This is a genomic window from Croceibacterium soli (genome assembly GCF_009828065.1).
Classification (GTDB): domain Bacteria; phylum Pseudomonadota; class Alphaproteobacteria; order Sphingomonadales; family Sphingomonadaceae; genus Croceibacterium_B; species Croceibacterium_B soli.
Genome location: NZ_WTYK01000002.1, coordinates 539,238 through 561,436, shown reverse-complemented (window position 1 = coordinate 561,436; position 22,199 = coordinate 539,238). Strand labels below are relative to the sequence as shown.

Below are 22,199 nucleotides of genomic sequence, written 5' to 3'. Positions count from 1 at the left end.
CCGCCGGCGCCGCCGCGGCGGTCGCGGCCAACCGCGGCGTGCAGCCGCGCGCGGTCGACGTGGGCGAAGTGCGCCAGCTGCTGCGCCAGCAGGGCGCGCACCTGAGCGACGATGCGGCGGTCGCGGGGGCGCAAACGAGTGAGGTGGCGCTTGCCAAATAGCTCGCTAACAATCCATTGTGCAGGGGGTGGCTCGACGAGCCCAAGAATATAGCCGGGAACGCCCGGAAAACGTGAACCGACGTTGAAAGTTTTTGGAGAGAGAACCACATGGCCACTACCCCCGGCCGCACGCTCGACGTGTCGGCTTTTCTCAACAAGGGAATGACGCCGTTTCACAAGCGGCTGCTGATCATCTCCTGCCTGGTCACGTTTTTCGACGGGCTCGATTTCTCGCTCATCGCCTTCACGCTGCCCTACCTGCGCGAGCAGATGGCGCTGACCGATGAGATGACCGGCTTCGTCAGCTCGGCGGCTTTCGCCGGGCAGATGGTCGGCTCGCTCGTGGGATCCTACATCGCCGATATCGTCGGGCGGCGCCCCGTGATCCTGTGGTGCACCGTGTTGAGCGCGCTGCTGACGTTCGTGACCGGTTTCGCCGGCACACCCGAAATGCTCATCGTGCTGCGTTTCCTCGGCGGCCTGGCGATCGGCGGGCTGCTGGCGCCGATCTGGTCGCTCAACATCGAATCGATGCCCGCCGGCAAGAAGGCCACGGCAGTGACCATCATCATGCTCGGCTTCTCCGCCGGCGGTGCGGCGGCCGGCCAGGTGACCAACTTCGTGGCCCCGGACTATGGCTGGGAAGCCGTGTTCTGGGTCTCCGGCGCGGCGACGCTGGCGCTCGCCGTGGTGTTGCAGTTCACCTTGCCGGAGAGCGTGCGCTGGATGGTCGCCAAAGGCAGGCCGACGGCGCAAGTCCTGCCGCTGCTGAGCCGGTTCGATCCCGGCGTGGGTCAGGCCGGCTACACCGAGCTGGTCCTGTCGGACGAGCGCAAGACTTCCGGCGAATCCCCCTGGGCCAAGTCGGCGGCCCTGTTCCGCGGCGCGCTGGTGTTCATCACGCCGGTGATCTGGATCACGTACTTCTTCAGCACCTTCGCGATCTACCTGAAGTCGGCCTTCGGCGTGCTGTTCATGGAGACGCTGGGGATCGAGCGGACGATGGCGGCCGACCTGGCCTCCATCAACGGCCTGCTCGGCGCCATCGGCGGCGTGATCCTGCTGATGTACACCGAGAAGCGCGGCCCGATCTGGATCGCCCTGGCGCCGCTGATCGGCGTACCACTCGCGCTCCTGATCGGCTCCGGCCTGATCGACGGCGGGCCGCTGTTCATCCCGGTGATCCTGCTCGGCGGCATCACCATCGGCGTGGGCCACGCGGCGGTGATCTCGATGACTTCGGTGTACTACCCCAGCGCGGTGCGCTCGACCGGCGGCGGCTGGGCCAGCTTCATGGCCAAGCTGGCGGCCGTCGCGGCACCGATCGTCGGCGGGTACTACTTCCTGGCGGACCGCCAGGCGGTGCTCGATGGGTACAACTTCACCGCCCTGTGCCTCGCCGGCGTGGTCCTGGGCATCGTGGCGCTGGCCTTCTTCGCCAAGCGCCTGCTCGCCGAACGCGCCGCGGAGGCAGAGCCGGCTCTCGAACCGGCCGAATAGCCGGCAAAAAGCCCCCTCCTGTTGTCCCTTCGGGACAGCTTCGCTTCCAGAGGAGGGGGCCCAAGGGTGGTGGAGGCGCAGTGAACGTCTCGCCTGCCTCAGCACCACCCCGCTGCGACTAGGCTCGCCTTCGGCTCACCAAGTCTCGCTTGCCCCTCCTCTGAAGAGGAGGGGCGGTAGGGCTCACGCAAAGGCGCGGAGCCGCGGAGGTTTTTGCGCTGGCAGAGGCGCTGAGGCGCAGAGAAGAAGATTCTCACGCAAAGGCGCAAAGGCGCAAAGAGTCTTGCGGCGAAGCCGCTATCCAATCCCTCCCGTCACCCCTTCTTTGCGCCTTCGCGCCTTTGCGTGAGAAGAAACCTCCTCCGCGCCTCTGCGCCTCCGCGTGCGCAAAAATTCCTCACACTAAGCCACGAAGATGCATCCCTTCGTGCCTTCGTGTGAGCCAAACCCCGATCCAAAGCCTCCTCCTTTGAAAAGGAGGGGCGGGCGCGCGCGCCGAATTCGGGAAAAGACGCCGGCAGCGCGGGACGGTGGGGGGTACGAGAGTGCGCTGCCGGCGATTGCGCCTGGCCCCCGGGGGATACCGCCACCGGAGGCGCAGGACACAAGAGGGTGTGCCTGGTCGTTTATACCTGCACGACGGAGCCCTTGCCGGGCAGCCTTGGCCGCCGGAGGAAAAATTTGCAGCAATGCCCATCGGGGCCGTTGAGGAACCATTCCCCCGGCTGGACAGCGCCGCAGCCGCTGGACTAGCGGCGGCGGATGGCAATCATCGCGACTATCATGAACACCGCCACCGGGCGGCCGATCCAGAAGATGACCTTCGGGCGGATGCCCAAGCCGTGGGCGAGCTTCAACCTCGAGACGGGGGAGCTGGTGACTGCCGAGCGCATCGACGTGGGCAAGCCGGCGCCCGGGAAGTTCGTCGCGCCGGTGGACGTGTGGGTCACTCTGAAGGACTGATCCTCGGAGCGGCTTAGCCGCCGGGCAGCGGCGCCAGGATGTCGTCGAGCAGGCGCGGGCTTCCGCCGTGCTGCTCCAGGTGCGGGTAGCGGTGGCCGCCCGGGCAGTCGATCGTCACCTCGCGCGTCCGCTTGCCGGCTTGCACGGTGAGTTGGATCGGCTCGCCTTGCGCGGCAGCGGAGATCGCCGCCTTCAGTTCGTCGGCGGCGTAGGCCCGCCCGTTCACGGACAGCAGCTTGTTTCCTGCAGTCAGGCCGGCACGGAAGGCCGGGCCTTCCCACAGCACTTCCGTGATCCCGCCGTCGTGCGAAAGCATCAGGCCAACCGAGAACAGCAGGTTCGTCACGCCGAAGACGGTCTCCTTGCTGATCTGGTAGTCGCTCTGGTGATCCTTGTAGACCAGCCGGTACCCACCCCGGTCGATTCCGCCCAGCGGAGCCCCGGTGGTGGTCGCGTGCAGCCTCTCGTCGAAGAAGCCGCGCCAGTCGAAGGGGGCGATCTTCTCGAGCGTGCCGACGACATCGTCGAACGTGTAGGTGTTGGTGATCCACGACCCGTCGTCCATGCCGAAGAAGCGGCGGGCGAAATCGTCGAGCGAGCGAGCGCTTCCAGTGAGCTCGCGAATGCGCGTGTCGGCTTCGAGCCAGATCAGCGCGCCTTCGGTGTAGTAGTCCTCGCTGCGCTGCCAGCTCGGCCACGGTAGCGGCGCGCGGCCGGCGATCATGGGGTCGCGCGTGGTGTCACTCAGCGGCCGCCAGCGGCTGCCGGCGCGGATCTCGTGCGTGGCGGCGATTTCCGCGAATGACGCGAGCGCCTGGTCCCTGGTCCACAGGCCGGAGCGCGCGCAAAGAACTTTGTCCCAGTACTGGGTCTGCCCTTCGTAGACCCACATCAGGCTGTTGCGGATCGGCTTTTCGAAGCTCGGAGTCCAGGAGTCCGCGCCGCGCCGGTACTTGCCGTTCCAGCTGTGCACGTATTCATGCGGGATCGTGTCGCGCCGTGCGAAAGTCTGGTCCCATTGCGCGAAGTAGCCGCGAATGCTGGCCGCCTCGCACGAACGGTGATGTTCGACGCCGATCGAGCCGATCTCGTCGCTGAGCGCGAGCAGCACGTCGTAGCGGTCGAAATGCCGCGCTCCGAACAGACGGTCGGCCTGGCGGATGAGCTCGCGGTGCGGTTCGATCTGCTCGTCGGTCGCTTCGAGCAGATCGGGCCGGTCGGCGACAATGTTGAGCCAGACCTGCTCACGGTCGTCGAGCCCGATGCGCCGGAAGTGCGCTCCGGCGAAGACAGGCGAATCCACCAGCACGTCGAGGGCGACTGGCGCGAACCTGATCGTGCCGCCATCTTGCGAGGCCGTCTGCAAAGCGCAGGCGAACTCCCATCCCTCGGGCAGAGCCAGTTCAGGCTCGACGGTGATCTGCCGGGCGAAATGCCCCGCGGGGTACAGGGCTACGGTGTTCCACTGCAGGTTGAGCAGTTCGGGGCTGACGATCTCGCGGCCCTGCGAACTGTCCGTCGGCGAAAGGAACTGGAACTTCGCTTCGATCCTGGAGCAGCCTTCCGGGACATCGACATGGAAGGCGTTGATCTCTGTCGGATGCCTTCGCCAGCATAGCGCCTGGCCGCCCGCCGTGAATTCCAGCCCCGCCAGAAGCTCGATCGGCGCCTGGGGCGCGTGATAGCCGGGGAGCCAGCGGGGATAGAGCAGGGTCAGCTCGCCGGGTCCGACGACCGGGATGGTCTCGCGCACGCTGAAGATGCGCCGCACCACATCGGTGGCGTCGACGTGCAAGCCGATCGGGCCCGCGTACTCGACGTCGCGGGGTTCCTCTATGGATGGCGGCTGCGCAAGCGGCTGCGGCAGGCTCTCGCTTTGAAGCATTCGCTCAGGCGTTCACGCGGCGTGAGCGGTTGGACTCGCGAAGCTCGTTCCGCGGGGGCGATCCGTAGTCGATCTGCAGCCCGCCGTCGTACACGGTGATGCTGGCCGCGCTGCCCAGTTGGGAGGCATCGATTTCCAATGCCTCTCCGGGCATCAGTCGCACGCGGTCGAACGGCAATTGGCCGATGATCTCCAGGGTGCGCGATCCGTCGTTGCGGACGACCATTGCGGCGCCCTGGGGCTTGCGAACTCTTCGGCGGAGTTCGGATTTTTCGATAAGTTCCATCCGCGCGTAAATGGTCCAGGGACGAAGAGGTTCCCGAGAGATGCGTCATTAACATTTGATATACTTGGGTTTTGATAAGCAATTCTCAACCCGTGCGGAAGATGGAAGAATAACCTTGAACGGGGTCAATGCTGATCTACATACGGGTGCGATTTGACTTGGCGCCTTGGGAGATCTTGGTACATGACGCACGACAGCATACTCGAACCCGCCGATTTCCGAGCGCCTGCCGTCCTCCTAGCCGGGCCGGTAGACCAGGCGATGTACGCGAGTTTCCGCGACCAACTCAACAAAGCCCCGCAAGAGGGGCTTTGCGTCGTCGAGTTGTCGACCCTCGGCGGCGACCCGGAAGTGGCACGAATGATGGGGGAGGATGTCCGCTTCCACAGCGACATCAATCCCGGTCGGCGGATCGTCTTCCTCGGCAAGGCGGCGATCTACTCGGCGGGCACGACGTTCATGAGCTTCTTCGCCCGCGAGAACCGCTATCTCAGCCGCGGCACCCGGCTGATGATCCACGAGCGCCTGATGAACTGCACGCTCGGCCTCAATGGCCCGCTGACCACGTGCATCGCTTCGGTCGAGGCCAAGCTCCATGAGCTTCAGGCGTCCATCGCGATCCAGAACGAAGGCTTCGAGAACCTCGTCCGCGGATCGCAGGTCACGATCGAGGAGGTCCTCCGCCGCGCCCCGTCCAACTGGTACATCGAAGCGTCCGAAGCACGTTCGCTGGGGCTCATCGCGGACGTGATCTGACGGGCTTCTCGGGCACGGCGCGCTGGAGGAGCGACGAGAAGATGTGCGTCGTCTCTTCCTCGAACAGCTCGTCGGGAATTCGATAGGCGCTGAGCGTGTTGAGGCCGAGCACGCTCTGCGCCAGTATTCCGTACAGCCAGACGAAGGCGAAGGCGACGCGCTCCTTCTCGCGAGCCTTGAGCGGCCGTTCGAGATGCAGCTCCAGGCGGCGGATGTACTCCTCCGTGATGTGCTGGCCCATCACGGTGATCGGCTCCCACACGGGCGAGCCGCTGAGGTGCTGGCGGATCGTCGAGCGGAGCAGGCCCTGATAGCGGCGATGGTTCTCGACCGCGCCGTGCACCAGGATTTTGGCAAGCTGGTCGAAAGGCGTGCCGGCGAAGTTCGCCATCGCGATCGCTTCGCGATTGGTCGCCATTTCCTGGACGAGAGTGGCGAAGAACCGGTCTTTCGTTCCGAAATTGTGATAGAAACTGCCGACCGAAGTTCCGGCGACGCGGACGATGTCCTGCACCGAAATCTGGTCGATATCCCGGTCATTTAGAAGCTCGCGGCCAGCCTCCAGCATACGCTGAGTGGCGGCCAGGCTGCGCTTTTGCTGCGGCGCGCGATGGGCAGCGATCCCGTTCGTCATGATGATCCGTTCAGCCTCCCCCAGCCATTCCCGTGATGCCGGACCCGCGCCTCGAAGGAGCGGGACAGGCTGCTTGACTCGAATTAGAATTATGGTTCTACATCACTGCGGGGAGAGAGTCGAATGGCCCACGCCGCTCAGTCCGTTGAGAGGGGAAGGGGAGGAGCACTCCACTTCTCGCTGATCCTGCTCGCTCTGGTGGTCGAAGGATTCGACCTGCAGGCCGCCAACTTCGCCGCGCCGGACCTGGTCGAGAGTTTCGGCCTGGAGCGTGCGCAAGTGGGGCCGTTCCTCAGTGCCAGCCTTGTCGGGGTTCTCGTCGGCGCAGCCTTCGTCGGACCGCTGGGCGACCGGATGGGGCGCAAGCGCCTGATCGTCGCCTGCTGCGTGGCCTACGGGCTGCTCTCGCTGATCGCGGCGGCGGCGCAGTCGCTCGGCCAGCTGATCGTGCTGCGCTTCTTGATCGGCGTCGGGCTCGGCGGCGTGTTGCCCAACGCCATCGCTCTGGCCGGGGAACTCGCCAGTCCGGCGCGCCGCGCCCGCGCCATGGGCCTCGTCGGCATCGGCATCACTCTTGGCGGAGTTCTCGCCGGGATCGTGGCGGCACGGCTGATCCCGTCTTACGGCTGGCAATCCTTGTTCGTGGTGGGAGGCATCCTGCCCTTCGCGATCGCGCTGGTGCTGGCGGTGTTCCTTCCGGAGAGTCCGGCGCTCGCCAGGGAAGCGCGGCCCGAGACCCGGCCCCAAACCCGACCCGGGCCACGCGCCTTGTTCAAAAACGGAGCCCGCGGGCGAACGCTTGCCATCTGGCTCATCTTCGCGTGCGTCCTGATGAACGTCTATCTGCTCAGCGGCTGGATCCCGCTGCTGATGAGCGACAGCGGCTTCTCCCCGGCGCAGGCGGCCTGGATCGGCTCTGCCTATCACGCAGGCGGAGTGGTGGGCGGAGTGATCGCCAGCTTGCTTCTGGGGCGGCTGCGCTGGCCGGTGGTGGTCCTGTTCGCCGGGCTGGCCGGGGCCTCCCTGGTCGCGCTGGGCGCACGGGAGTGGTCGACTTTCGCGATCACCGCGCTGATCATCCTGGTGGGCCTGCTGGTGACCGGAACCCAGAACGCGATCAACGGCGCCGCAGGGGACAGCTACCCCACCGCCTTGCGTGCCACCGGGCTGGGCTGGGCCTTCGGCATCGGCCGGCTGGGCTCTATCGCAGGGCCGCTGGTGGGCTCGCTAGCCATCATGGTCGGCCTGACCGATCCGCGCGATCTCTTCTTCGTCGCCGTGGCGCCGATGCTCGTCGCGGCGCTTGCCGCCGCCTGGCTGGCCCGCGCGATGAAAGCCAATCCCTCAACCCTGGAAGAAAGATGAGCATGACCCGCATACGCCGCATCGCCACAGAAGAAGCTTTCTCCATTCCCGAAGTCGCCGAAGCGCTGCGGGATGTCGTCCGCGGCCCGTCGCAGAGCCTGGACCGCCTGCTGTGCGCCGGCATCTACGATGCGGAAAGCGACACCACCGGCTATGCCCGCATGAGCTTCCTCGATGGCTTGCTCGACATCGAAGGCGAACGGCTGCGGCAAATGGACGAGTTCGGCGTGGACGTGCAGTTGCTATCGCTCACCGCGCCCGGCGTGCAGATGTTCGACGCCGACACCGCCACCGATCTTGCCGCGCTTGCGAACGACTACCTCGCCGATGTCTGCGCCCGGCGCCCGGACCGCTTCGCCGGCCTCGCCAGCTTCGCTCCGCACAGCCCGAAGCGGGCGGCGCGGGAGATGGAGCGGGCCATCACGGAGCTCAAGCTCAACGGGTTCATGGTCAACAGCCATACTTATGGCGAGTACCTCGACGATCCCAAGTTCTGGCCGATCCTCGAGACGGCGGAAGCGCTCGACCGTGTGCTCTACATTCACCCCCGCGCTGCGTCGGACACGCTCAAGGGTCCTTTGCAGGACTATGGCATGGACAGCGCCATGTGGGGCTACGGTGTCGAGGTCGGCACGCACGTGGTCCGAATGATGGCCGGCGGCGTGTTCGACCGCTTCCCGAACCTCAAGATCTGCATCGGGCATATGGGCGAGGCGATCCCGTTCTGGATCTGGCGCATAGCCTTCATGAACAAGCGCGCGCAGCAGATCGGCCTCGCCCGCAAGACCGAACTGACGATGGACGAATACTTCCAGCGCAATTTTCTGATCACGACCAGCGGGGTCGAGGATCCCTTGGCGCTGCGGTACTCGATCGACAAGCTCGGCGTCGACAATGTGATGTGGGCGATCGACTATCCCTACCAGCCTACGCAGCCGGCGGTCGAGTTCATGGATGCAGCCCCGCTCGACGCGGAAGAGATGGCCAAAGTCTATCATCGCAATGCGGAGCGGGTGTTCCACATCGCGCCTGCCAAGGACGACTGATTTCGCCACTCCGGCGCATTGAACGATACGAAAAGAAATGGGGAGATGTCTGATGCGGTATAGCTTTGCGAGGGCATTGCGGGGAGCGAGCACGAATGCGCTGATCGTTGCGGCTGCGGCAGCAGCAAGCGCCCCCGCGTTCGCACAGGCGCCGGAGACGCAATCGTCGGCCGATCCTGCTCCGGCAGAGGAAGCAGCGGCGGCGCAGGCGGGTGACGCGAACAGCCCCGGCCCGCAGGACACGAGAGGCGCGGGCGTCGAGGAAATCATCGTCACGGCGCAGTTCAGGGAGCAGAACCTTCAGGAGACCCCGCTGGCGATCACCGCGGTCTCGGCGGCGATGCTGGAGGCCCGCAGCCAGACCACCGTGGCGGACATCGCCAGCCAGGCGCCCAGCGTCAGCCTGAAGTCGAACGCCGCCTCTTATGGACCTTCGCTGGCCGCCAATATCCGCGGCGTAGGCCAGTTCGACTTCCATCCGGCGCTGGAGCCCGGCGTCGGGCTTTACGTTGACGATGTCTACTATTCGACGTTGACCGGTTCGATCATCGATCTTCTCGACTTGGAACGGGTCGAAATCCTGCGCGGGCCGCAGGGTACGCTGGCCGGCAAGAATTCCATCGGCGGAGCGGTGAAGCTTTATTCCAAGCGGCCCACCGGCGACGGCTCCGGCTATGTGCAGGCGGCTTACGGCAGCCGCGACAGGCTGGATTTGCGGGCGAGCGTAGACTTCGCGCTGGCCGAAGATGTTTACGCGCGCATGGCGGGGGTAGCCCGGAGCCAGGAGGGGTATGTCGATCGCCTCGACTATGGCTGCGTCAATCCCGGCCAGGGCATTCCCGCAACCGTTTCGGGCGACGATTGCGTGCTCTCCAGGCAAGGCGATGTCGGCTACCAGGCCGTGCGCGGGCAGCTCCGCTTCCTCCCGACGAACGACCTGGAAATCAACATTATCGGTGACTTCACCCGTGACGACCGGGAAATCGCCGGATCGGTGCTGACGTTCGCCAACTACACCGGCGCGGGCGACGTGAACCCGTTCCCGACGCCGCAGCGGTTCGACTCCCGCTTCATCTGCCGCCCGTACTGCAACTACTCGACCTACAGCATCCAGGACGATCCGCCGGCGGTGGGCCGTACAATCCCCGGCCGGGTCGACTTCACGGGCTGGGGCGTGTCCGGCCAGGCCGAGTGGGATCTCAGCGATTCCATGCAGCTGGTCTCGATCACCGCCTATCGCGCCTATGAATCGATCTTCTCCAACGAAGACGATCTCTCCCCGATGTCGCACCAGCTCGGCGGGCCCAACAGCCTCGACTTCAGTGCGTTCAGCCAGGAACTCCGCCTCAACGGTTCGCTGGCGCAGGAGGCCATCGATTACACCGTCGGCGGCTTCTACATGGACCAGGACGTGCTTTACTCGGCACAGCAGGACCTGCGTTATGTCGTGCCGGGGCCGCTGGTATTCGTCAGCAACGATCCCGTGCCTGCCTTCACCAAGGCCGTGTTCGGCCATCTCGGCTGGAACGTCACCGACCAGCTCACGCTGACCGGCGGCATCCGCTACACGGAAGAGGGCAAGGACTACACCTATTCCCGCCTCAGCAGGACGGGCCAGCTTCTCCCCGGGCAGAACGCGCTGCTGCACAACCAGACCGGGCGTTACCGCGGAAGCCGCACCGATTATCGCGCGGCCGTCCAGTACGAGCTGAACGAGGACATCATGGCCTACGGCCAGTTCTCGACCGGCTTCAAGGGCGGGGGCGTGAACCCGCGGCCGTTCGCGGTCACCCAGATCCAGCCCTTCGGTCCGGAGACGCTCGAGACCTGGGAAGTCGGCCTGAAGACCGACCTGTTCGACCGCGCGCTGCGCTTCAACGTGGCGGCGTTCACGAGCAAGTACAACGACATCCAGCTGATCCTGAACCGCTGCCCGCAGTTCAACCCGCCGCCCGTGCCGCCGACCGCGCCATTCCCTTGCGGGCTTCCCGCGAACGTGGGCAGCGCGGACATCAAGGGCGTGGAAGTCGAAGCCAACCTTCGCCCTGCGCCGGGCCTGCTGATCGACAGCGCCGTCAGCTACCTCGACTTCCAATACTCCGAGATCGACCCGCAGGCCGGTGGTCCGACCAATCCGGGCGGCGTCCAGCTGGGCATGCGTGCGCCCTATACGCCCGAATGGAAGTGGAGCGTGGGCGCGCAGTACGAGATCCTGCTGGGTGGCGCCGGCTCGCTGACCCCGCGGTTCGATGCAGCCTACCAGTCCGACGTGTGGGGCACGGCCGTCAATGTGCCGCACACCAAGATCGAGGACTATGTCTTGGCGAACGCCCGACTGACCTGGCTCAACGAAGCGCGCGATCTGCAGGTCTCGCTCGAAGTAACCAACCTGTTCGACGAATACTACTTCCTCACGACCGTGGAGATCGCCGCGGCGGCGGGCGTCGCCAGCGCCCAGCCGGGACGTCCCCGGGAATGGGCGCTGACGCTGAAGAAGGAGTTCTAGGGAGCCAGGGCAAGGACCTGCGGGGCGGCGGCCGGCTCGCCGCCTTACGCGGGCTGCACGGCCGTCCGGTCGATCCAGTCCGCGAAAGCCCGGATGAAGCCGGCGAAGAACGTCCTGGTGCTTTCCTCCACCAGTTCGCCGGTTTCGTCGAACAGCGTGAATGCGCCGCCGACGTATGCTTCGGGCTGCTGCAGGACGGGCATGTTCAGGAACACCAGCGACTGGCGCAAGTGGTGATTGGCGCCGAACGCCCCGAGCGCGCCGGGAGACAGGCTCATGATGGCGGCAGGCTTCCCCGACCAGGCGGCCTTGCCGTAAGGCCGAGAGCCCACGTCGATGGCGTTCTTGAGCGCGCCGGGGACCGAGCGATTGTATTCGGGGGTGACGAACAGGACTGCATCACTCGCGCGGATTTCCTCGCGGAAGCGGGCCCAGGGCTCGGGGGTGCCGGCCGCCTCGACGTCCTCGTCATAGAGCGCGAGATCGCCGATCTCGACGATGTTCAGCGCGAGGTGCGCGGGTGCGAGCTTGGCCAGCGCCAGGGCCGCCTTGCGGTTGACGGAATCCTTGCGCAGGCTGCCGACGACTACGGCGACGTTGATGGTCTTGGACATGATTTAGCGTTTCCTATGCGGGAAGGGGAGGGCCGGCAGCCTCGCGGGGGTAATGAGGCTGCCGGCCGGAAGCGTTAGCGGGCGTCGACCAGCACCAGTTCGCTGTCTTCGAGCGCGGTGATCTCGATCCGCTGCAGGCCGGTGATCGCCGCCCCGTCGCGGGCATTGACCTCGATCTCGCCGATGCGGACCTTGCCGGTCGCCGGAACCAGGTAGAGATGGCGGTCCGGCGTGGTGTCGTAGACCACGCTGTCGCCGGCCTTTACCGTTGCGCCGAGAACGCGCGCCTCGGTGCGGATCGATAGCGCATCGTCGCCGGCCATGCCCGATGCGAGGGTCACGAAGCGGCCGTGCCGGTCGTCCTTCGGGAAAGGCCGCGCGCCCCAGCTCGGCTCGCCGCCGCGCTGGTCCGGGATGATCCAGATCTGGAAGATCTGGGTGGTCTCGTTTTCCAGGTTGTATTCCGCGTGCGACACGCCGGTTCCGGCGGACATGACCTGGACGTCGCCGGCTTCGGTGCGGCCGGTGTTGCCCAGGTTGTCCTGGTGGGTGATCGCCCCTTTGCGGACGTAAGTGATGATCTCCATGTCGCGGTGCGGGTGCGGCGGGAAGCCGGACTTAGGCGCGATCGTGTCGTCGTTCCACACCCGCAGCTGGCCCCAGTTGGTGCGCGCCGGGTCGTGGTAATCGGCGAAGGAGAAGTGGTGGTGGGCGTCGAGCCAGCCGTGGTTGGCGGCGCCGAGGCTGGCGAATGGCCGAAGTTCGATCATGGCTTGGTCTCCTCAGTGACTTGCGTGCCACCTATCTGGGCGTTGCGGCTCGACAGGATAAGTGAGATAAAGCCATCCAAAATGTTCGATGGAGTTGAATAGTGGACGTCGGGCAGCCTACCCTTGATCAACTCCGTATCTTCCTTGCCGTTGCCGACGAGGGAAGTTTCAACCGGGCGGCACGGAAGCTCGGGCGCGCGCTGTCGGTGGTGAGCTACGGCATTTCAGCGCTGGAAGGGCAGTTGGGCGTTGTGCTGTTCGACCGGGAAGGGTCGCGCAAGCCCGTGCTGACCGAGGCCGGCCGGGCATTGCTGACCGATGCCCGCGCAGTCGCCGACGAGGCCGACGGGCTCGTGGCGAGGGCGCGGGGCATTCGCCAGGGCCTGGAGACCGAGGTGGGGCTGGCGGTGGACGTGATGGTCCCGAGCCGCACGGTCGCCGGCGTGCTGCGGGACTTCCAGGAGGCGTTCCCGACCGTGAACCTGCGCCTCCATGTAGAGGCTCTCGGCGCGGTGGCGGCACTGGTCCTCGACAAGCGGGCCGACCTCGCGATTGCCGGGCCCGACATCCTCGATTTGCCGGAGCTGGAGCGGCGCGCGGTCGGCTCCGTCGAGCTGCTCCCGGTCGCCGCGCCCGGGCACCCGCTGGCCCAGCTCCCGCAGATCGCTCCGGGAGAAACGCGCGAGCACCTCCAACTCGTCCTTACCGACCGGTCGCCGCTGACGGAGGGGAGGGAGTTCTCCGTCCTCAGCTCGCGCACCTGGCGCCTGGCGGACCTCGGTGCGAAGCACGCGCTGCTGCTGGAAGGGATCGGCTGGGGGAACATGCCCCGTCATGCCGTGCTGGAGGACCTGTCGGCCGGCCGCCTCGTCGCGCTCTGCCTGCCCGAGGCTGCGCAGATTCACTACCAGCTCCATGCGCTCTGGCGGAAGGACAGCAGGCCCGGCCCGGCCACGACCTGGATGCTGGATGCCCTGATCGAGCGATGCTGACGGCACCGCAGCCGAGCGATGTTGTTGTTGCTGTGTTCAGCCGAACGGGGCTATCGCAAGCCCCAGCGCGCGAGTGCGCACCATGCACGGAGAAATCATGAAGAAGCTTTCGATCGCCGCCGCGTTCCTCCTGGGTCTGCCCGCTGTCGCTCACGCGCAGGAAGCACCGAAGATGGAGTGCTGCGAGAAAATGAAGGAAGGCTGTGACTGCTGCGAGAAGCACGAAGGCCACGAAGGGCATGAAGGTCACGGCGAAGCCGAGCAGGCCCCGGCTGCGCCGCACGCGCACTGACCGTGATGCGCACGCCTTCTCTCGCGCTCGCGCTTCTGCTCGCCGCCTGCACCGGCGCGGCCCAGGCCGCGCCGTACGTCATGCTGCGGGATCCCGGTTGCCCATGCTGCGAGAAGTGGGCCGAGCATCTGCATCGGGAACTCGGCTACGAAGTCACGGCGCGCGACGAGCCGGAGATCGCCGCCGTGAAGCGCGCCAAGGGACTGCCGGACGATCTCGCATCCTGCCACACGATGGAAGTCGAAGGCTACGTGATCGAAGGTCACGTTCCCGCCCGCGAGATCCGTCGGCTCCTGGCCGAGCGCCCCGAAGGCGTGAAGGGCCTCGCGGTGGCCGGAATGCCGCTGGGCTCGCCCGGCATGGAAGCGGGCGGCCGCGTGCAGCCTTACCAGGTCGTCGCCTTCGGTGACTTCGGCCGGCGGGTGTTCGCCACTTACCCGTAAATCACGGCGCGTTCCGTTCGCGCTGCCCTCATGAAAGCGCAGGAGGCGGCAGGTAAGCCCCTGCCGCCTGCGCCGCGAGGGCGGCAAAGCGGATGGCGGTCAGGTCCTCCGAATGAGGGCCGATGATCTGCAGCCCCGTCGGCAGGCCGTCGACGAGGTGCCCCGTCGGCATCACCGTAGCCGGCAAGTTCGCCACGAGGGCGAGGCCCTGCCAGGTGAAGTCGAGGTACGGCGCCGGCTCTCCGTCGATAGTGACGCGGCGGAACAACTGGTCCGAGTGGACCCCACTCCCTTCCGCCATGTGCGGGAACGCCACGACCGGCACGGCGGGGCAGACAAGCAGGTCGTACTGGCCGAAGAACCGCGCCCAGGCCCGGAACAAGTGCTCCCGCTTCTCTGCCAGCTCGAACCATTCGCCCAGCGACGTGCGCATGTAGCGGGCCAGCTTGGCGGCCATGCCGGTTTCGTCCTGATCGGCGAGCCGCTCGAAAGCATCCGCCTCCTGCGGAGCGGGAGCGCCGACGAGGGCGAACAGCACTTGCAGATAAGTCTCGTAGCTCTCCTGTGGGTCGACCGGCAGGCCAACCTCTTCGATCGAAGCACCCGCGCGCCGCAAGTCTGCAATGTAGGCTTCGAGCGCGCCGCGATAGGCGCCGTCCACGCGATAGGCGCCGTCGCCCATCCACACGCCGACGCGGAAATCTCCGAGCTGCTCGTGACGCGCAGGCGCCAGGGTTTTCCCCGCCAGCACCGACAGCACGAGCGCGAGATCGTCCGCGCTGCGGGCGATCGGCCCGGCAACGCCAAGCTCCGGCTGGCTGAGCGCGCCGGGGGGCGGGGGGATCTGCCCGCGCGTCGACACCAGCCCGTAAGTCGGCTTGTGGCCGAACACGCCGCAGAAGTGGGAAGGGATGCGGATCGAACCGCCGATGTCGCTACCAAGCTCGAACGAAGTAAAACCCGCCGCAACTGCGCCGGCCGCGCCGCCCGATGAGCCGCCCACGGTGCGATCCGGATTCCAGGGATTGCGGCTGATCCCGTAGATCGGGTTGAACGACTGCCAGTCGCTGGCTCCGGCGGGCAGGTTGGTCTTGCCGAACACGTTCACGCCCGCTCCGCGCAGCCGGGCGACTGCATCGGCGTCCTGGTCGGGCCGGTGGTCGCGCAAGTGTTCGAGGCCGCACGTCGCCGGCATGCCGACGACTTCGAAGGAGTCCTTCACCGTAATCGGCAAGCCGGCGAGCGGCCCCAGCGCGTCACCGCGTTCACGCCGCAAGTCGATATCGGCCGCCGTTGCGCGGGCTCGCTCGCGATCGAACGCCACGACCAGGTTATAGTTGCCGTCCAGCCGCTCGATACGGTCGAGGTAGAGCTCCAGCAGCTCGCTTGCGCTGACTTCGCGGCGGTCGAGCATGCGCAGCTGTTCGGTGGCAGTGGCAAAAGCAAGCTGGTCATCGGGCATTGTGTAGTCCTCCCCGTGTCGCCGGATGGCGATCGCTCGCATCCTAAGGCCCTACTTCGCCGGTTGCCAAGAGCCCTGGCTTTCCGCTGCGATGCAAAACGCGCCGTAACGAGCCCAGGCCAGTATTTTCAGTCGGCTCGTCGACATTTCGGGAGCGAACGACGAAGCCGGCCATGCAACAACGGTTTCTTTTCCTTAACTCTTTTCGATGAGAGTAGGGCTCCGCAAAAAACGCGCGGTGCGGCCGTGGCAGCTGTCTCCAGTCGCAAGTCGGAGGACTGTGATTACAACAGCCTGGTCAGTAACGCTTCCGTTATCGCCAACTGTTGCATAGATGGTATAAAGAGAATAGAGCTTGTACGCTGTTCGCCAAAGCCCTGACGCTATGAAGAGAGACGATCCCCAAATGGCCAATGAAACTTCATCCACGATCGACGATATCGCCGACGCCGGGAACCTCATCACCCTCACGGCGGACATCGTCGCTGCCCACGCCAGCAACAACAGCATCGCGCCCGAACAAATCCCGGAGCTTATCGCCAGTGTGCACCAGGCCCTGGCAGGCCTTGGGAAGTCGCCGGAAGTAGAAGCTCGGCCGGAGCCGGCAGTCTCGGTCCGCTCGTCCGTCAAGAAAGACCACATCGTTTGTCTTGAAGACGGCAAGAAGATGAAGATGCTCAAGCGCCATCTGATGACCGATCACGGCATGTCGCCCGCCGAATACCGCGCCCGGTGGAACCTTCCTTCGGACTACCCGATGGTTGCACCCGATTACGCCGAGACGCGCCGCGATCTGGCCAAGAAGATCGGCCTCGGGCGCAAGCCGGGCCAGAAGCGCGGACGGCAACCCGCCGCGAAGACCCAGGCGAAAAGTTCACCGGCCAGTTCGAAGAGCCAGCCCGCCGCTCCCAAGGCAGAGGGCGCCGCGCCCGCGAAAGCTCCGCGCAAGACTGCCCGCAAGTCCACTCGCAAGACTTCGGGCGGCGCGAATGGAACGAAGGCTTCTCAGGAGTAATCGGCAGCGGCGGGGGCTGTCCCCCGCCGTCCCTTTCGGCCTCCGCAAGGCCCGATGCACCCGTGGTGCGGGCCTCATCACAGTCCCGCGAGGTGAACGTCCGTGATCCAGCCACAGGATTGCCGCACGATGGCCGAAGTGCGCGCGGGGGTGGACGCGCTCGACCGGGAACTGCTGGCCCTGCTCGGCCGGCGCATGCGCTTCATGGACGCGGCCGCCCGGATCATGGATGACCTCGGCCAGGTTCGCGACGAGGCGCGCAAGGCGGAAGTCATCGCCAACGTCGTGGCCAGTGCCGCCATCAACGGCGTTCCGCCCAATCTTGCGCGCGACCTTTACGAAACGCTCGTGGAAGCCTCGATCGCATACGAACTGCGGCAGTTCACTACGCTCGCGCGGGGCCAATAGCCGCAGCCGACCTGTTTTAGCTGGTCACCAACTGCCTCCCTGCCTGTGCCAGGCCAGTGGCGCGTAGCTAGCAGCCCGGCCCGCCCATCGGCCCTGGCGTGCCGTCACCCGCGCAGTTCGTACGGCCCGCGAAAATCCCGGCGTCTTGGTGTATATGGGTACCACATTGCACGGGAGCCCCGGAGTGATGGATGGCGAGCCGCAGTCGACCGATGACGCCGTTTCGGCGCTGGTCGACCGCTATGGCCGCGCGATCGGCTCGTTCCTGCTCCGCCGTGGCGCCGATCCGTGCGAGGTGGAGGACATGAAGCAGGAGATCTTCGCGGCCCTGGTCAGGCGATCGGACGTCCACACGATCGACAACATCGAAGGCTACCTGTTCCGCACCGCCAACAACATCCTGGTCGACCGGTCGCGCCGCGCGCTCCGCCGCCCGGTCCTGGTGACGGGCGAGACTTTCGACGGGATCCCCGCCGCGGTCGACGAGATTTCGCCCGAACGCATCGCCCTGGGGCGGGAGCGCTACCGCCTGTTCGTCGACACGCTGCAGGAAATGCCCGAGCGGCAACGCACGATCATCGTCCTGAGCCGGATCGAGGAGTTCAGCGGCCGGGAGATCGCCCTGCAGCTTGGCATCTCACTCAGCCTGGTCGAGAAAGAGATGCACAACGGTCTCAAGTTCCTGAAGGCGCGACTGTCATGATCCTGCCCCTGCTCCAGGTCCCCAGTGACGCGCACGAAGCCGCCCTGTGGTGGTGCACCCGGCGGCAGCTGCGCCTGCTCTCGCCGCGCGAGGAGGCCCGGTTCCAGCGCTGGCTGGAAAACCCCGCCAACGCCGAAGCCTGGGAGGCGCTCAACCGCCCCCTGGACGAGCTTTGCGATATCGCGACGCTGCCCGAGATCCGGGCGATGCGCGACAAGGCCCTGGCCTCTACCGGGGCTACGTTCGCCTCCACGGCGGGCGAGGATCGTAGCCGCACCCGCTGGTGGGCGGGCGGGGCGCTCGCCGCCGGCCTCGCCGGGCTGCTGCTCCTTGCCACTCCCCCTGCCGAGCGAGTCTTCCGGACGGACGAGCCCCAGGCCGTGCAGCCGGTGCGCTATGCCTCCGCCCTGGGCGAGCGGCGCGGCGTCGCGCTGGCCGACGGCAGCGTGGTCACGCTCAACACCGCATCCACGATGGAGGTCGCCTACGGCGGCGATGCGCGCGAGGTGCGGCTGCTCAGCGGCCAGGCCCGGTTCGACGTTGCGCCCGACCGCGAGCGCCCGTTCGTCGTCCTCGCCGGCAACCGCCGGATCACCGCCGTCGGCACCCGCTTCGACGTGCGCGTCGGCAGCGACGGGGAAGTGAAGGTCGTCCTCCTGCAGGGCCGCGTCCGGGTCGAGCCGGTCCGCCAGTCCGGCATCGAGCGGCTCCTCTCGCCCCTCTCCGCCGACACGCTGCGGCCGGGCGAGCAGCTCGTCGCCAGCCAGACCGGCCAGGTCTCCGTCGTCACCGCCGATCTCGAGAAGGCCACCAGCTGGCAGCAGGGCCAGCTCGTCTTCCGCGACGACCCCCTGGCCGAAGCGATCGCCGAGATGAACCGCTATTCCGAAGCCAAGATCGTCGCGCTCGACCCGGCCATCGGCGACCTGCGGGTCAGCGGCGTGTTCCGCACCGACCGGCAGGACAATTTCCTCGCCGCCCTGGCCGCCTTCTACCCGGTCGAGGCCGAGCGGCAGACCGCCGGGATGATCGCGCTGAAGTGGCGAGGGGGGAACCGCGAGGCCGGCACCGAGAAAGGAATGTGACGTTTTCTTTACGGGGTCGCGCAAATCCCACCTCTTGCTGATCGGGAGGAGGGGGAAAGCCTCCCGATAAGAAGGGGGAGGGGAGACATGCACCGTTCGTTCATCCGGGGAATCGTCACTTGCGCGCTGTCGAGCGCGTCCGTGCTCGGCCTGGCCGCGCCGCTGGCGCCCGCCGCCGCGCAGACCGCGACGCCCAAGTTCGACATCCCCGCGACCGACCTCGCCACCGCGCTCGAGACGTTCGGCCGGCAGAGCGGCCGCGAGATCATCTTCGACCGCTCCCAGGTCGCCGGCAAGCGCTCCGCGCGCGTCACCGGCACCCACGACCCCCGCCGCGCCCTGTCCCTCCTCCTCCGCCGCACCGGCCTCGTGATGAGCATGGCCAACGAGGGCACATTCGTGGTCAGCGTGCCGGAGGGAAACGGCGACGGCGATGGTGAGGGGGGTGAGATGGCTTCGTCCTATGGGGAGGATGCCGTTCCTGAGGCGCACGAGGGGATTTCTGAGATCCTCGTCGTTGGCTCGCGTTCCCAGAACGTCGATATCCGGCGAAGTGAGGACGATGCGCAGCCATACGTGGTGTTCGGTGCTGAAGAAATTAGGACGAGTGGGGTCAACAATATCGAGGAGTTTCTGGCCACGCGTCTCCCTATGAACGCTCAATCGATAAGGGCCGATCAGAGTGCCAATATAATACCCCTTGGCGGCGGAATAAATCTACGAGGACTTGGCACGAACCAGACAGTTATTTTGATTAATGGTCGTCGGGCGCCTAATCCCACCGCAGGCGGGGTCAGTTTCCTCCAGTCAAATATCGCCGGCATTTCCCCGTCCCTGATTGAGCGCATAGAGGTTTTGCCGGCAACCGCGAGCGGCATCTACGGCGGCAACGCCACAGGCGGCGTGATCAACATAATCACAAAGCAGGATTTCTCCGGAATCGAGATTGAGACGAAGTATCGTAATTCCCAGGATTTTGTGGCTGGGGGATCATCATTGTCAGCAAACGGCGGCCTTGGAATAGGTCCTCGAACGCACTTGACGGCCAACGTATCCTATATGCAGACACGTCCATTCTATTTCAACGACCGAAATAGTATTGGCAGGAGAAGTCGCGAGCGTTTGCTTAGTAATAATGCAGCTGCAATCACCTCGCCACTGCCATTTGGCGCCACGCCGAATTTTTGTGCAACTGCTACCACCTTTTCGACTACGTGCGCGCCGATAGAGCTGGTCCTCGACAACTCTGCTTTAGTTGGATCGACTTTGGGGCACGTTCGGGAGGGATACCGCGGACCCTATCCAGGCCCCGATGGCGCAGGCGACGCTGGTAATGCATTGCTCGCCAGCAACACCTATAACCTCGACTTCGGCCGTGTCCAAATTGGGCGAGCCGAGCGGACTAACTCGGTTGGACTCGGTCTCAAGCACAACCTTCACGCCCTCGAATTCTTCGCTGATGTATACACATCAGAGGCGCGTAGTAATTCAAGTACCCGCAATTCAGTTCTCGTCAACATTCCAGCGACATCGGAATTCAATCCCTTTCAACAAAACATCGTAGTGTCACTGATAGGACCAGAACTCTACAATACTTCATCTGAGCGGACGCGCATGGCGCGTGGTGGAGTAACGGTACGACTGCCTTCCGGGTGGCGGGCTCTACTCGAAGCTGGCTGGCAGGAACAACGCTCGCGTAACTCGGCTCTCGACGCTTTCGTTATCTCCCCGGAGGGAGTGAACTACCTCCGTTCGATCGCACTGCGGGATCTTTCCCGATATCCAGCAGTCGACTTGCTCTCCTTCTACACACCCGTCGAAACTGCGCGAACATCAAGCGTCCGGACCTGGGAGCTCTCGGCTCGTTTAGGAGGCCCTATACTGTCCTTGCCTGGCGGAGCAGTAACATTGAACTCATTATTGGAAATTCGCAGACAGCGGGTGTCCGATGTCTTCGCTGATGCGAAAACTTTACCCACCAATGATTTGGCGGTCAATTGGAAGCCCCCGGTCACCCAACGAATCACTTCGGGATATGCAGAGATCGGAATCCCCATTTTCTCCGAGAAGAACGCGATTGCGCTTGTTAGAGGTTTGAGCGTCACGGCAGCCGTTAGGCGCGACGACTACCACATCGCAGCTGGAGAGGGGCTTGCTCTGCCGCTGGCATCGCGCGAAGGGCCTTTCCCTTCCTTTGAGACTACGAAATCTTCGCCCGCCTCGACAGATTACACGCTTAGCGTCCGCTATGAGCCAGTGAGAGATCTCGCCTTAAGAGCCAGCTACAGTACCGGCTACCTGGTGCCAGCGATCTCTCAAATCTTGCCAGGCTTCCAATCCAGTCTGAGTGACTTTTTCATATCTCTGCTCGACTTACGCGATCCCCAGCGCGGTAACACGTTGCTAGTGGGCCCCGTGGACTGGGTAACCGGGGGAAACCCCGAATTGAAGCCCGAGAAATCTCGGAGTTTCTCTGCGGGCTTCATATTATCACCAACATTTCTCGCCGGACTTCGCTTATCTGCCGACTATGTGGAAATTCGCAAGAAGGACGAGATTGGCGTGATCAACTTTTTGGACTTGTTTCCTAATGAGTCCCTCTTCCCCGGACGCATCACTCGGGATCCGTTGACATCAGCGGACGCCGCTTTGGGCTACACCGCGGGGAGGGTGACCAAAATCGATACTTCACTTATAAACCTGCAGTCGTCGACGGTACGAACCATTGACTTTCAACTCGATTATAGACGTGCCGTGAGGCGCTTGGGGACTTTTCATCTCTACGCCATTGCCACGCATCAGTGGGATCGTCGCTCCCAGCTTACGCTCGCCAGCCGTGTATTAGACACCGTAGGGTTTACCGACGGCCCACTTGAATGGCGCGCAAATATAGGACTCAATTGGCGCCGCGACGGGTGGTCCGCGGGTTGGAACGCACAGTTCTACGACAGCTATAGCCTTTGTGGAGCCAGCGCTTCCAAAACAAGCTGCGATCTTACCACGTTGAACAATGGGCGCTCATCGGTGCCAAGCCAAACGTACCACGATGTATTCCTATCTTACGCCTTTCCTGACAAGGCTTTGAACGGAGTGGGCGCCGGCCTTGAGATTGCCTTAGGTGTTCAGAACATCCCTAATGCTAGGCCGCCGGCAATCGCGAGTACAGGTTTCGGCTACAGTACGTACGGAGATCTGCGGCTGCGCCGCTTTGAGATCGGGCTGAGAAAGCGCTTTGATGTGCGCTGAATAGGGTGCGCGCTGAATAGCGATAATCTAAATCTAAGCCAGACCGACCTGAAACAAGGCCACGGGC

The 22,199-nt window shown here is 64.9% G+C and carries 19 protein-coding genes and 1 pseudogene; 14 read left to right on the top strand and 6 right to left on the bottom strand.

Going from position 1 to position 22,199, the window contains the following annotated elements; genetic code table 11:
- Positions 1–269 precede the first annotated feature (269 nt).
- Both GRI75_RS05785 and GRI75_RS05780 read left to right on the top strand, forming a co-directional pair.
- Entirely contained in the window at positions 270–1,661 is a 1,392-nt protein-coding gene (locus GRI75_RS05785) for an MFS transporter (RefSeq protein WP_160745986.1), read from the top strand.
- A gap of 762 nt (positions 1,662–2,423) precedes the next feature.
- On the top strand, positions 2,424–2,624 hold the full coding sequence (locus GRI75_RS05780; protein ID WP_160745985.1) for a hypothetical protein: 201 nt from the start codon (positions 2,424–2,426) through the stop codon (positions 2,622–2,624).
- A 13-nt stretch (positions 2,625–2,637) separates the two neighbouring features.
- Here GRI75_RS05780 and GRI75_RS05775 read toward each other — a convergent pair whose 3' ends face one another.
- Both GRI75_RS05775 and GRI75_RS05770 read right to left on the bottom strand, forming a co-directional pair.
- A complete protein-coding gene (locus GRI75_RS05775) occupies positions 2,638–4,509 on the bottom strand; it encodes a M61 family metallopeptidase (protein ID WP_160745984.1) in 1,872 nt (623 codons plus the stop codon).
- A gap of 4 nt (positions 4,510–4,513) precedes the next feature.
- Entirely contained in the window at positions 4,514–4,795 is a 282-nt protein-coding gene (locus GRI75_RS05770) for a hypothetical protein (RefSeq protein WP_160745983.1), read from the bottom strand.
- 183 nt (positions 4,796–4,978) lie between these two features.
- Here GRI75_RS05770 and GRI75_RS05765 point away from each other — a divergent pair, with 183 nt between their 5' ends.
- Positions 4,979–5,551 carry a peptidase S14 gene (locus tag GRI75_RS05765; protein ID WP_160745982.1) on the top strand — a complete coding sequence of 191 codons (573 nt, stop codon included), beginning with the start codon at positions 4,979–4,981 and terminating at the stop codon, positions 5,549–5,551.
- Here GRI75_RS05765 and GRI75_RS05760 read toward each other — a convergent pair.
- Entirely contained in the window at positions 5,532–6,185 is a 654-nt protein-coding gene (locus GRI75_RS05760; RefSeq protein WP_160745981.1) for a TetR/AcrR family transcriptional regulator, read from the bottom strand. The two genes, GRI75_RS05765 and GRI75_RS05760, sit on opposite strands and share 20 nt — an antisense overlap.
- Positions 6,186–6,308: 123 nt before the next feature.
- Between GRI75_RS05760 and GRI75_RS05755 the strand changes: the two genes are divergently transcribed.
- From GRI75_RS05755 to GRI75_RS05745, 3 genes are read left to right on the top strand one after another with little or no spacing between them, the layout of a single operon-like run.
- Complete coding sequence (locus GRI75_RS05755; RefSeq protein WP_160745980.1) at positions 6,309–7,550, top strand: MFS transporter; 1,242 nt, start codon at positions 6,309–6,311, stop codon at positions 7,548–7,550.
- 2 nt (positions 7,551–7,552) lie between these two features.
- Positions 7,553–8,596, top strand: a complete 1,044-nt coding sequence (locus GRI75_RS05750; protein WP_160745979.1) for an amidohydrolase family protein — start codon at positions 7,553–7,555, stop codon at positions 8,594–8,596.
- Positions 8,597–8,648: 52 nt separating this feature from the next.
- Complete coding sequence (locus GRI75_RS05745; protein ID WP_160745978.1) at positions 8,649–11,102, top strand: TonB-dependent receptor; 2,454 nt, start codon at positions 8,649–8,651, stop codon at positions 11,100–11,102.
- Between the two features lie 44 nt (positions 11,103–11,146).
- Here the strand turns inward: GRI75_RS05745 and GRI75_RS05740 are convergent, their stop codons facing one another.
- Both GRI75_RS05740 and GRI75_RS05735 read right to left on the bottom strand, forming a co-directional pair.
- A complete protein-coding gene (locus GRI75_RS05740) occupies positions 11,147–11,716 on the bottom strand; it encodes an NADPH-dependent FMN reductase (protein WP_160745977.1) in 570 nt (189 codons plus the stop codon).
- A gap of 74 nt (positions 11,717–11,790) precedes the next feature.
- On the bottom strand, positions 11,791–12,486 hold the full coding sequence (locus GRI75_RS05735) for a pirin family protein (RefSeq protein ID WP_160745976.1): 696 nt from the start codon (positions 12,484–12,486) through the stop codon (positions 11,791–11,793).
- Between the two features lie 101 nt (positions 12,487–12,587).
- Between GRI75_RS05735 and GRI75_RS05730 the strand changes: the two genes are divergently transcribed.
- The 3 genes from GRI75_RS05730 to GRI75_RS05720 all read left to right on the top strand — a co-directional run bounded on the left by GRI75_RS05730 (position 12,588) and on the right by GRI75_RS05720 (position 14,213).
- Positions 12,588–13,478, top strand: a complete 891-nt coding sequence (locus GRI75_RS05730) for a LysR family transcriptional regulator (RefSeq protein ID WP_407925130.1) — start codon at positions 12,588–12,590, stop codon at positions 13,476–13,478.
- 97 nt (positions 13,479–13,575) lie between these two features.
- Positions 13,576–13,770, top strand: a complete 195-nt coding sequence (locus tag GRI75_RS05725; protein WP_160745975.1) for a hypothetical protein — start codon at positions 13,576–13,578, stop codon at positions 13,768–13,770.
- 5 nt (positions 13,771–13,775) lie between these two features.
- The gene (locus GRI75_RS05720; RefSeq protein WP_235911344.1) at positions 13,776–14,213 is read left to right on the top strand and encodes a DUF411 domain-containing protein; all 438 of its coding nucleotides are present in this window, start codon (positions 13,776–13,778) and stop codon (positions 14,211–14,213) included.
- 28 nt (positions 14,214–14,241) lie between these two features.
- Here the strand turns inward: GRI75_RS05720 and GRI75_RS05715 are convergent, their stop codons facing one another.
- Entirely contained in the window at positions 14,242–15,675 is a 1,434-nt protein-coding gene (locus tag GRI75_RS05715; RefSeq protein ID WP_160745974.1) for an amidase, read from the bottom strand.
- Positions 15,676–16,081: 406 nt separating this feature from the next.
- Between GRI75_RS05715 and GRI75_RS05710 the strand changes: the two are divergent.
- From GRI75_RS05710 to GRI75_RS05690, 5 genes and pseudogenes are all read left to right on the top strand, one after another.
- Positions 16,082–16,531 (top strand): annotated as a pseudogene (locus tag GRI75_RS05710) (MucR family transcriptional regulator); the annotation flags it as partial.
- 264 nt (positions 16,532–16,795) lie between these two features.
- Complete coding sequence (locus GRI75_RS05705) at positions 16,796–17,098, top strand: chorismate mutase (protein WP_407925133.1); 303 nt, start codon at positions 16,796–16,798, stop codon at positions 17,096–17,098.
- 154 nt (positions 17,099–17,252) lie between these two features.
- Positions 17,253–17,801, top strand: a complete 549-nt coding sequence (locus tag GRI75_RS05700) for an RNA polymerase sigma factor (RefSeq protein WP_160745973.1) — start codon at positions 17,253–17,255, stop codon at positions 17,799–17,801.
- On the top strand, positions 17,798–18,886 hold the full coding sequence (locus tag GRI75_RS05695) for a FecR family protein (protein ID WP_160745972.1): 1,089 nt from the start codon (positions 17,798–17,800) through the stop codon (positions 18,884–18,886). Before GRI75_RS05700 ends, GRI75_RS05695 begins: the two co-directional genes overlap by 4 nt.
- An 87-nt stretch (positions 18,887–18,973) precedes the next feature.
- Complete coding sequence (locus GRI75_RS05690) at positions 18,974–22,132, top strand: TonB-dependent receptor domain-containing protein (RefSeq protein WP_160745971.1); 3,159 nt, start codon at positions 18,974–18,976, stop codon at positions 22,130–22,132.
- Positions 22,133–22,199: the final 67 nt, after the last annotated feature.

What these genes read in the sequence shown, in the direction of transcription:
- GRI75_RS05755 (WP_160745980.1), top strand. Translation starts at nt 6,309, where the DNA reads ATGGCCCACGCCGCTCAGTCCGTTGAGAGGGGAAGGGGAGGAGCACTC.
- GRI75_RS05785 (WP_160745986.1), top strand. Translation starts at nt 270, where the DNA reads ATGGCCACTACCCCCGGCCGCACGCTCGACGTGTCGGCTTTTCTCAAC.
- GRI75_RS05765 (WP_160745982.1), top strand. Translation starts at nt 4,979, where the DNA reads ATGACGCACGACAGCATACTCGAACCCGCCGATTTCCGAGCGCCTGCC.
- GRI75_RS05775 (WP_160745984.1), bottom strand. Translation starts at nt 4,509, where the DNA reads ATGCTTCAAAGCGAGAGCCTGCCGCAGCCGCTTGCGCAGCCGCCATCC.
- GRI75_RS05725 (WP_160745975.1), top strand. Translation starts at nt 13,576, where the DNA reads ATGAAGAAGCTTTCGATCGCCGCCGCGTTCCTCCTGGGTCTGCCCGCT.
- GRI75_RS05695 (WP_160745972.1), top strand. Translation starts at nt 17,798, where the DNA reads ATGATCCTGCCCCTGCTCCAGGTCCCCAGTGACGCGCACGAAGCCGCC.
- GRI75_RS05735 (WP_160745976.1), bottom strand. Translation starts at nt 12,486, where the DNA reads ATGATCGAACTTCGGCCATTCGCCAGCCTCGGCGCCGCCAACCACGGC.
- GRI75_RS05745 (WP_160745978.1), top strand. Translation starts at nt 8,649, where the DNA reads ATGCGGTATAGCTTTGCGAGGGCATTGCGGGGAGCGAGCACGAATGCG.
- GRI75_RS05740 (WP_160745977.1), bottom strand. Translation starts at nt 11,716, where the DNA reads ATGTCCAAGACCATCAACGTCGCCGTAGTCGTCGGCAGCCTGCGCAAG.
- GRI75_RS05715 (WP_160745974.1), bottom strand. Translation starts at nt 15,675, where the DNA reads ATGCCCGATGACCAGCTTGCTTTTGCCACTGCCACCGAACAGCTGCGC.
- GRI75_RS05700 (WP_160745973.1), top strand. Translation starts at nt 17,253, where the DNA reads ATGGGTACCACATTGCACGGGAGCCCCGGAGTGATGGATGGCGAGCCG.
- GRI75_RS05690 (WP_160745971.1), top strand. Translation starts at nt 18,974, where the DNA reads ATGCACCGTTCGTTCATCCGGGGAATCGTCACTTGCGCGCTGTCGAGC.
- GRI75_RS05760 (WP_160745981.1), bottom strand. Translation starts at nt 6,185, where the DNA reads ATGACGAACGGGATCGCTGCCCATCGCGCGCCGCAGCAAAAGCGCAGC.
- GRI75_RS05780 (WP_160745985.1), top strand. Translation starts at nt 2,424, where the DNA reads ATGGCAATCATCGCGACTATCATGAACACCGCCACCGGGCGGCCGATC.
- GRI75_RS05750 (WP_160745979.1), top strand. Translation starts at nt 7,553, where the DNA reads ATGACCCGCATACGCCGCATCGCCACAGAAGAAGCTTTCTCCATTCCC.
- GRI75_RS05720 (WP_235911344.1), top strand. Translation starts at nt 13,776, where the DNA reads ATGCGCACGCCTTCTCTCGCGCTCGCGCTTCTGCTCGCCGCCTGCACC.
- GRI75_RS05770 (WP_160745983.1), bottom strand. Translation starts at nt 4,795, where the DNA reads ATGGAACTTATCGAAAAATCCGAACTCCGCCGAAGAGTTCGCAAGCCC.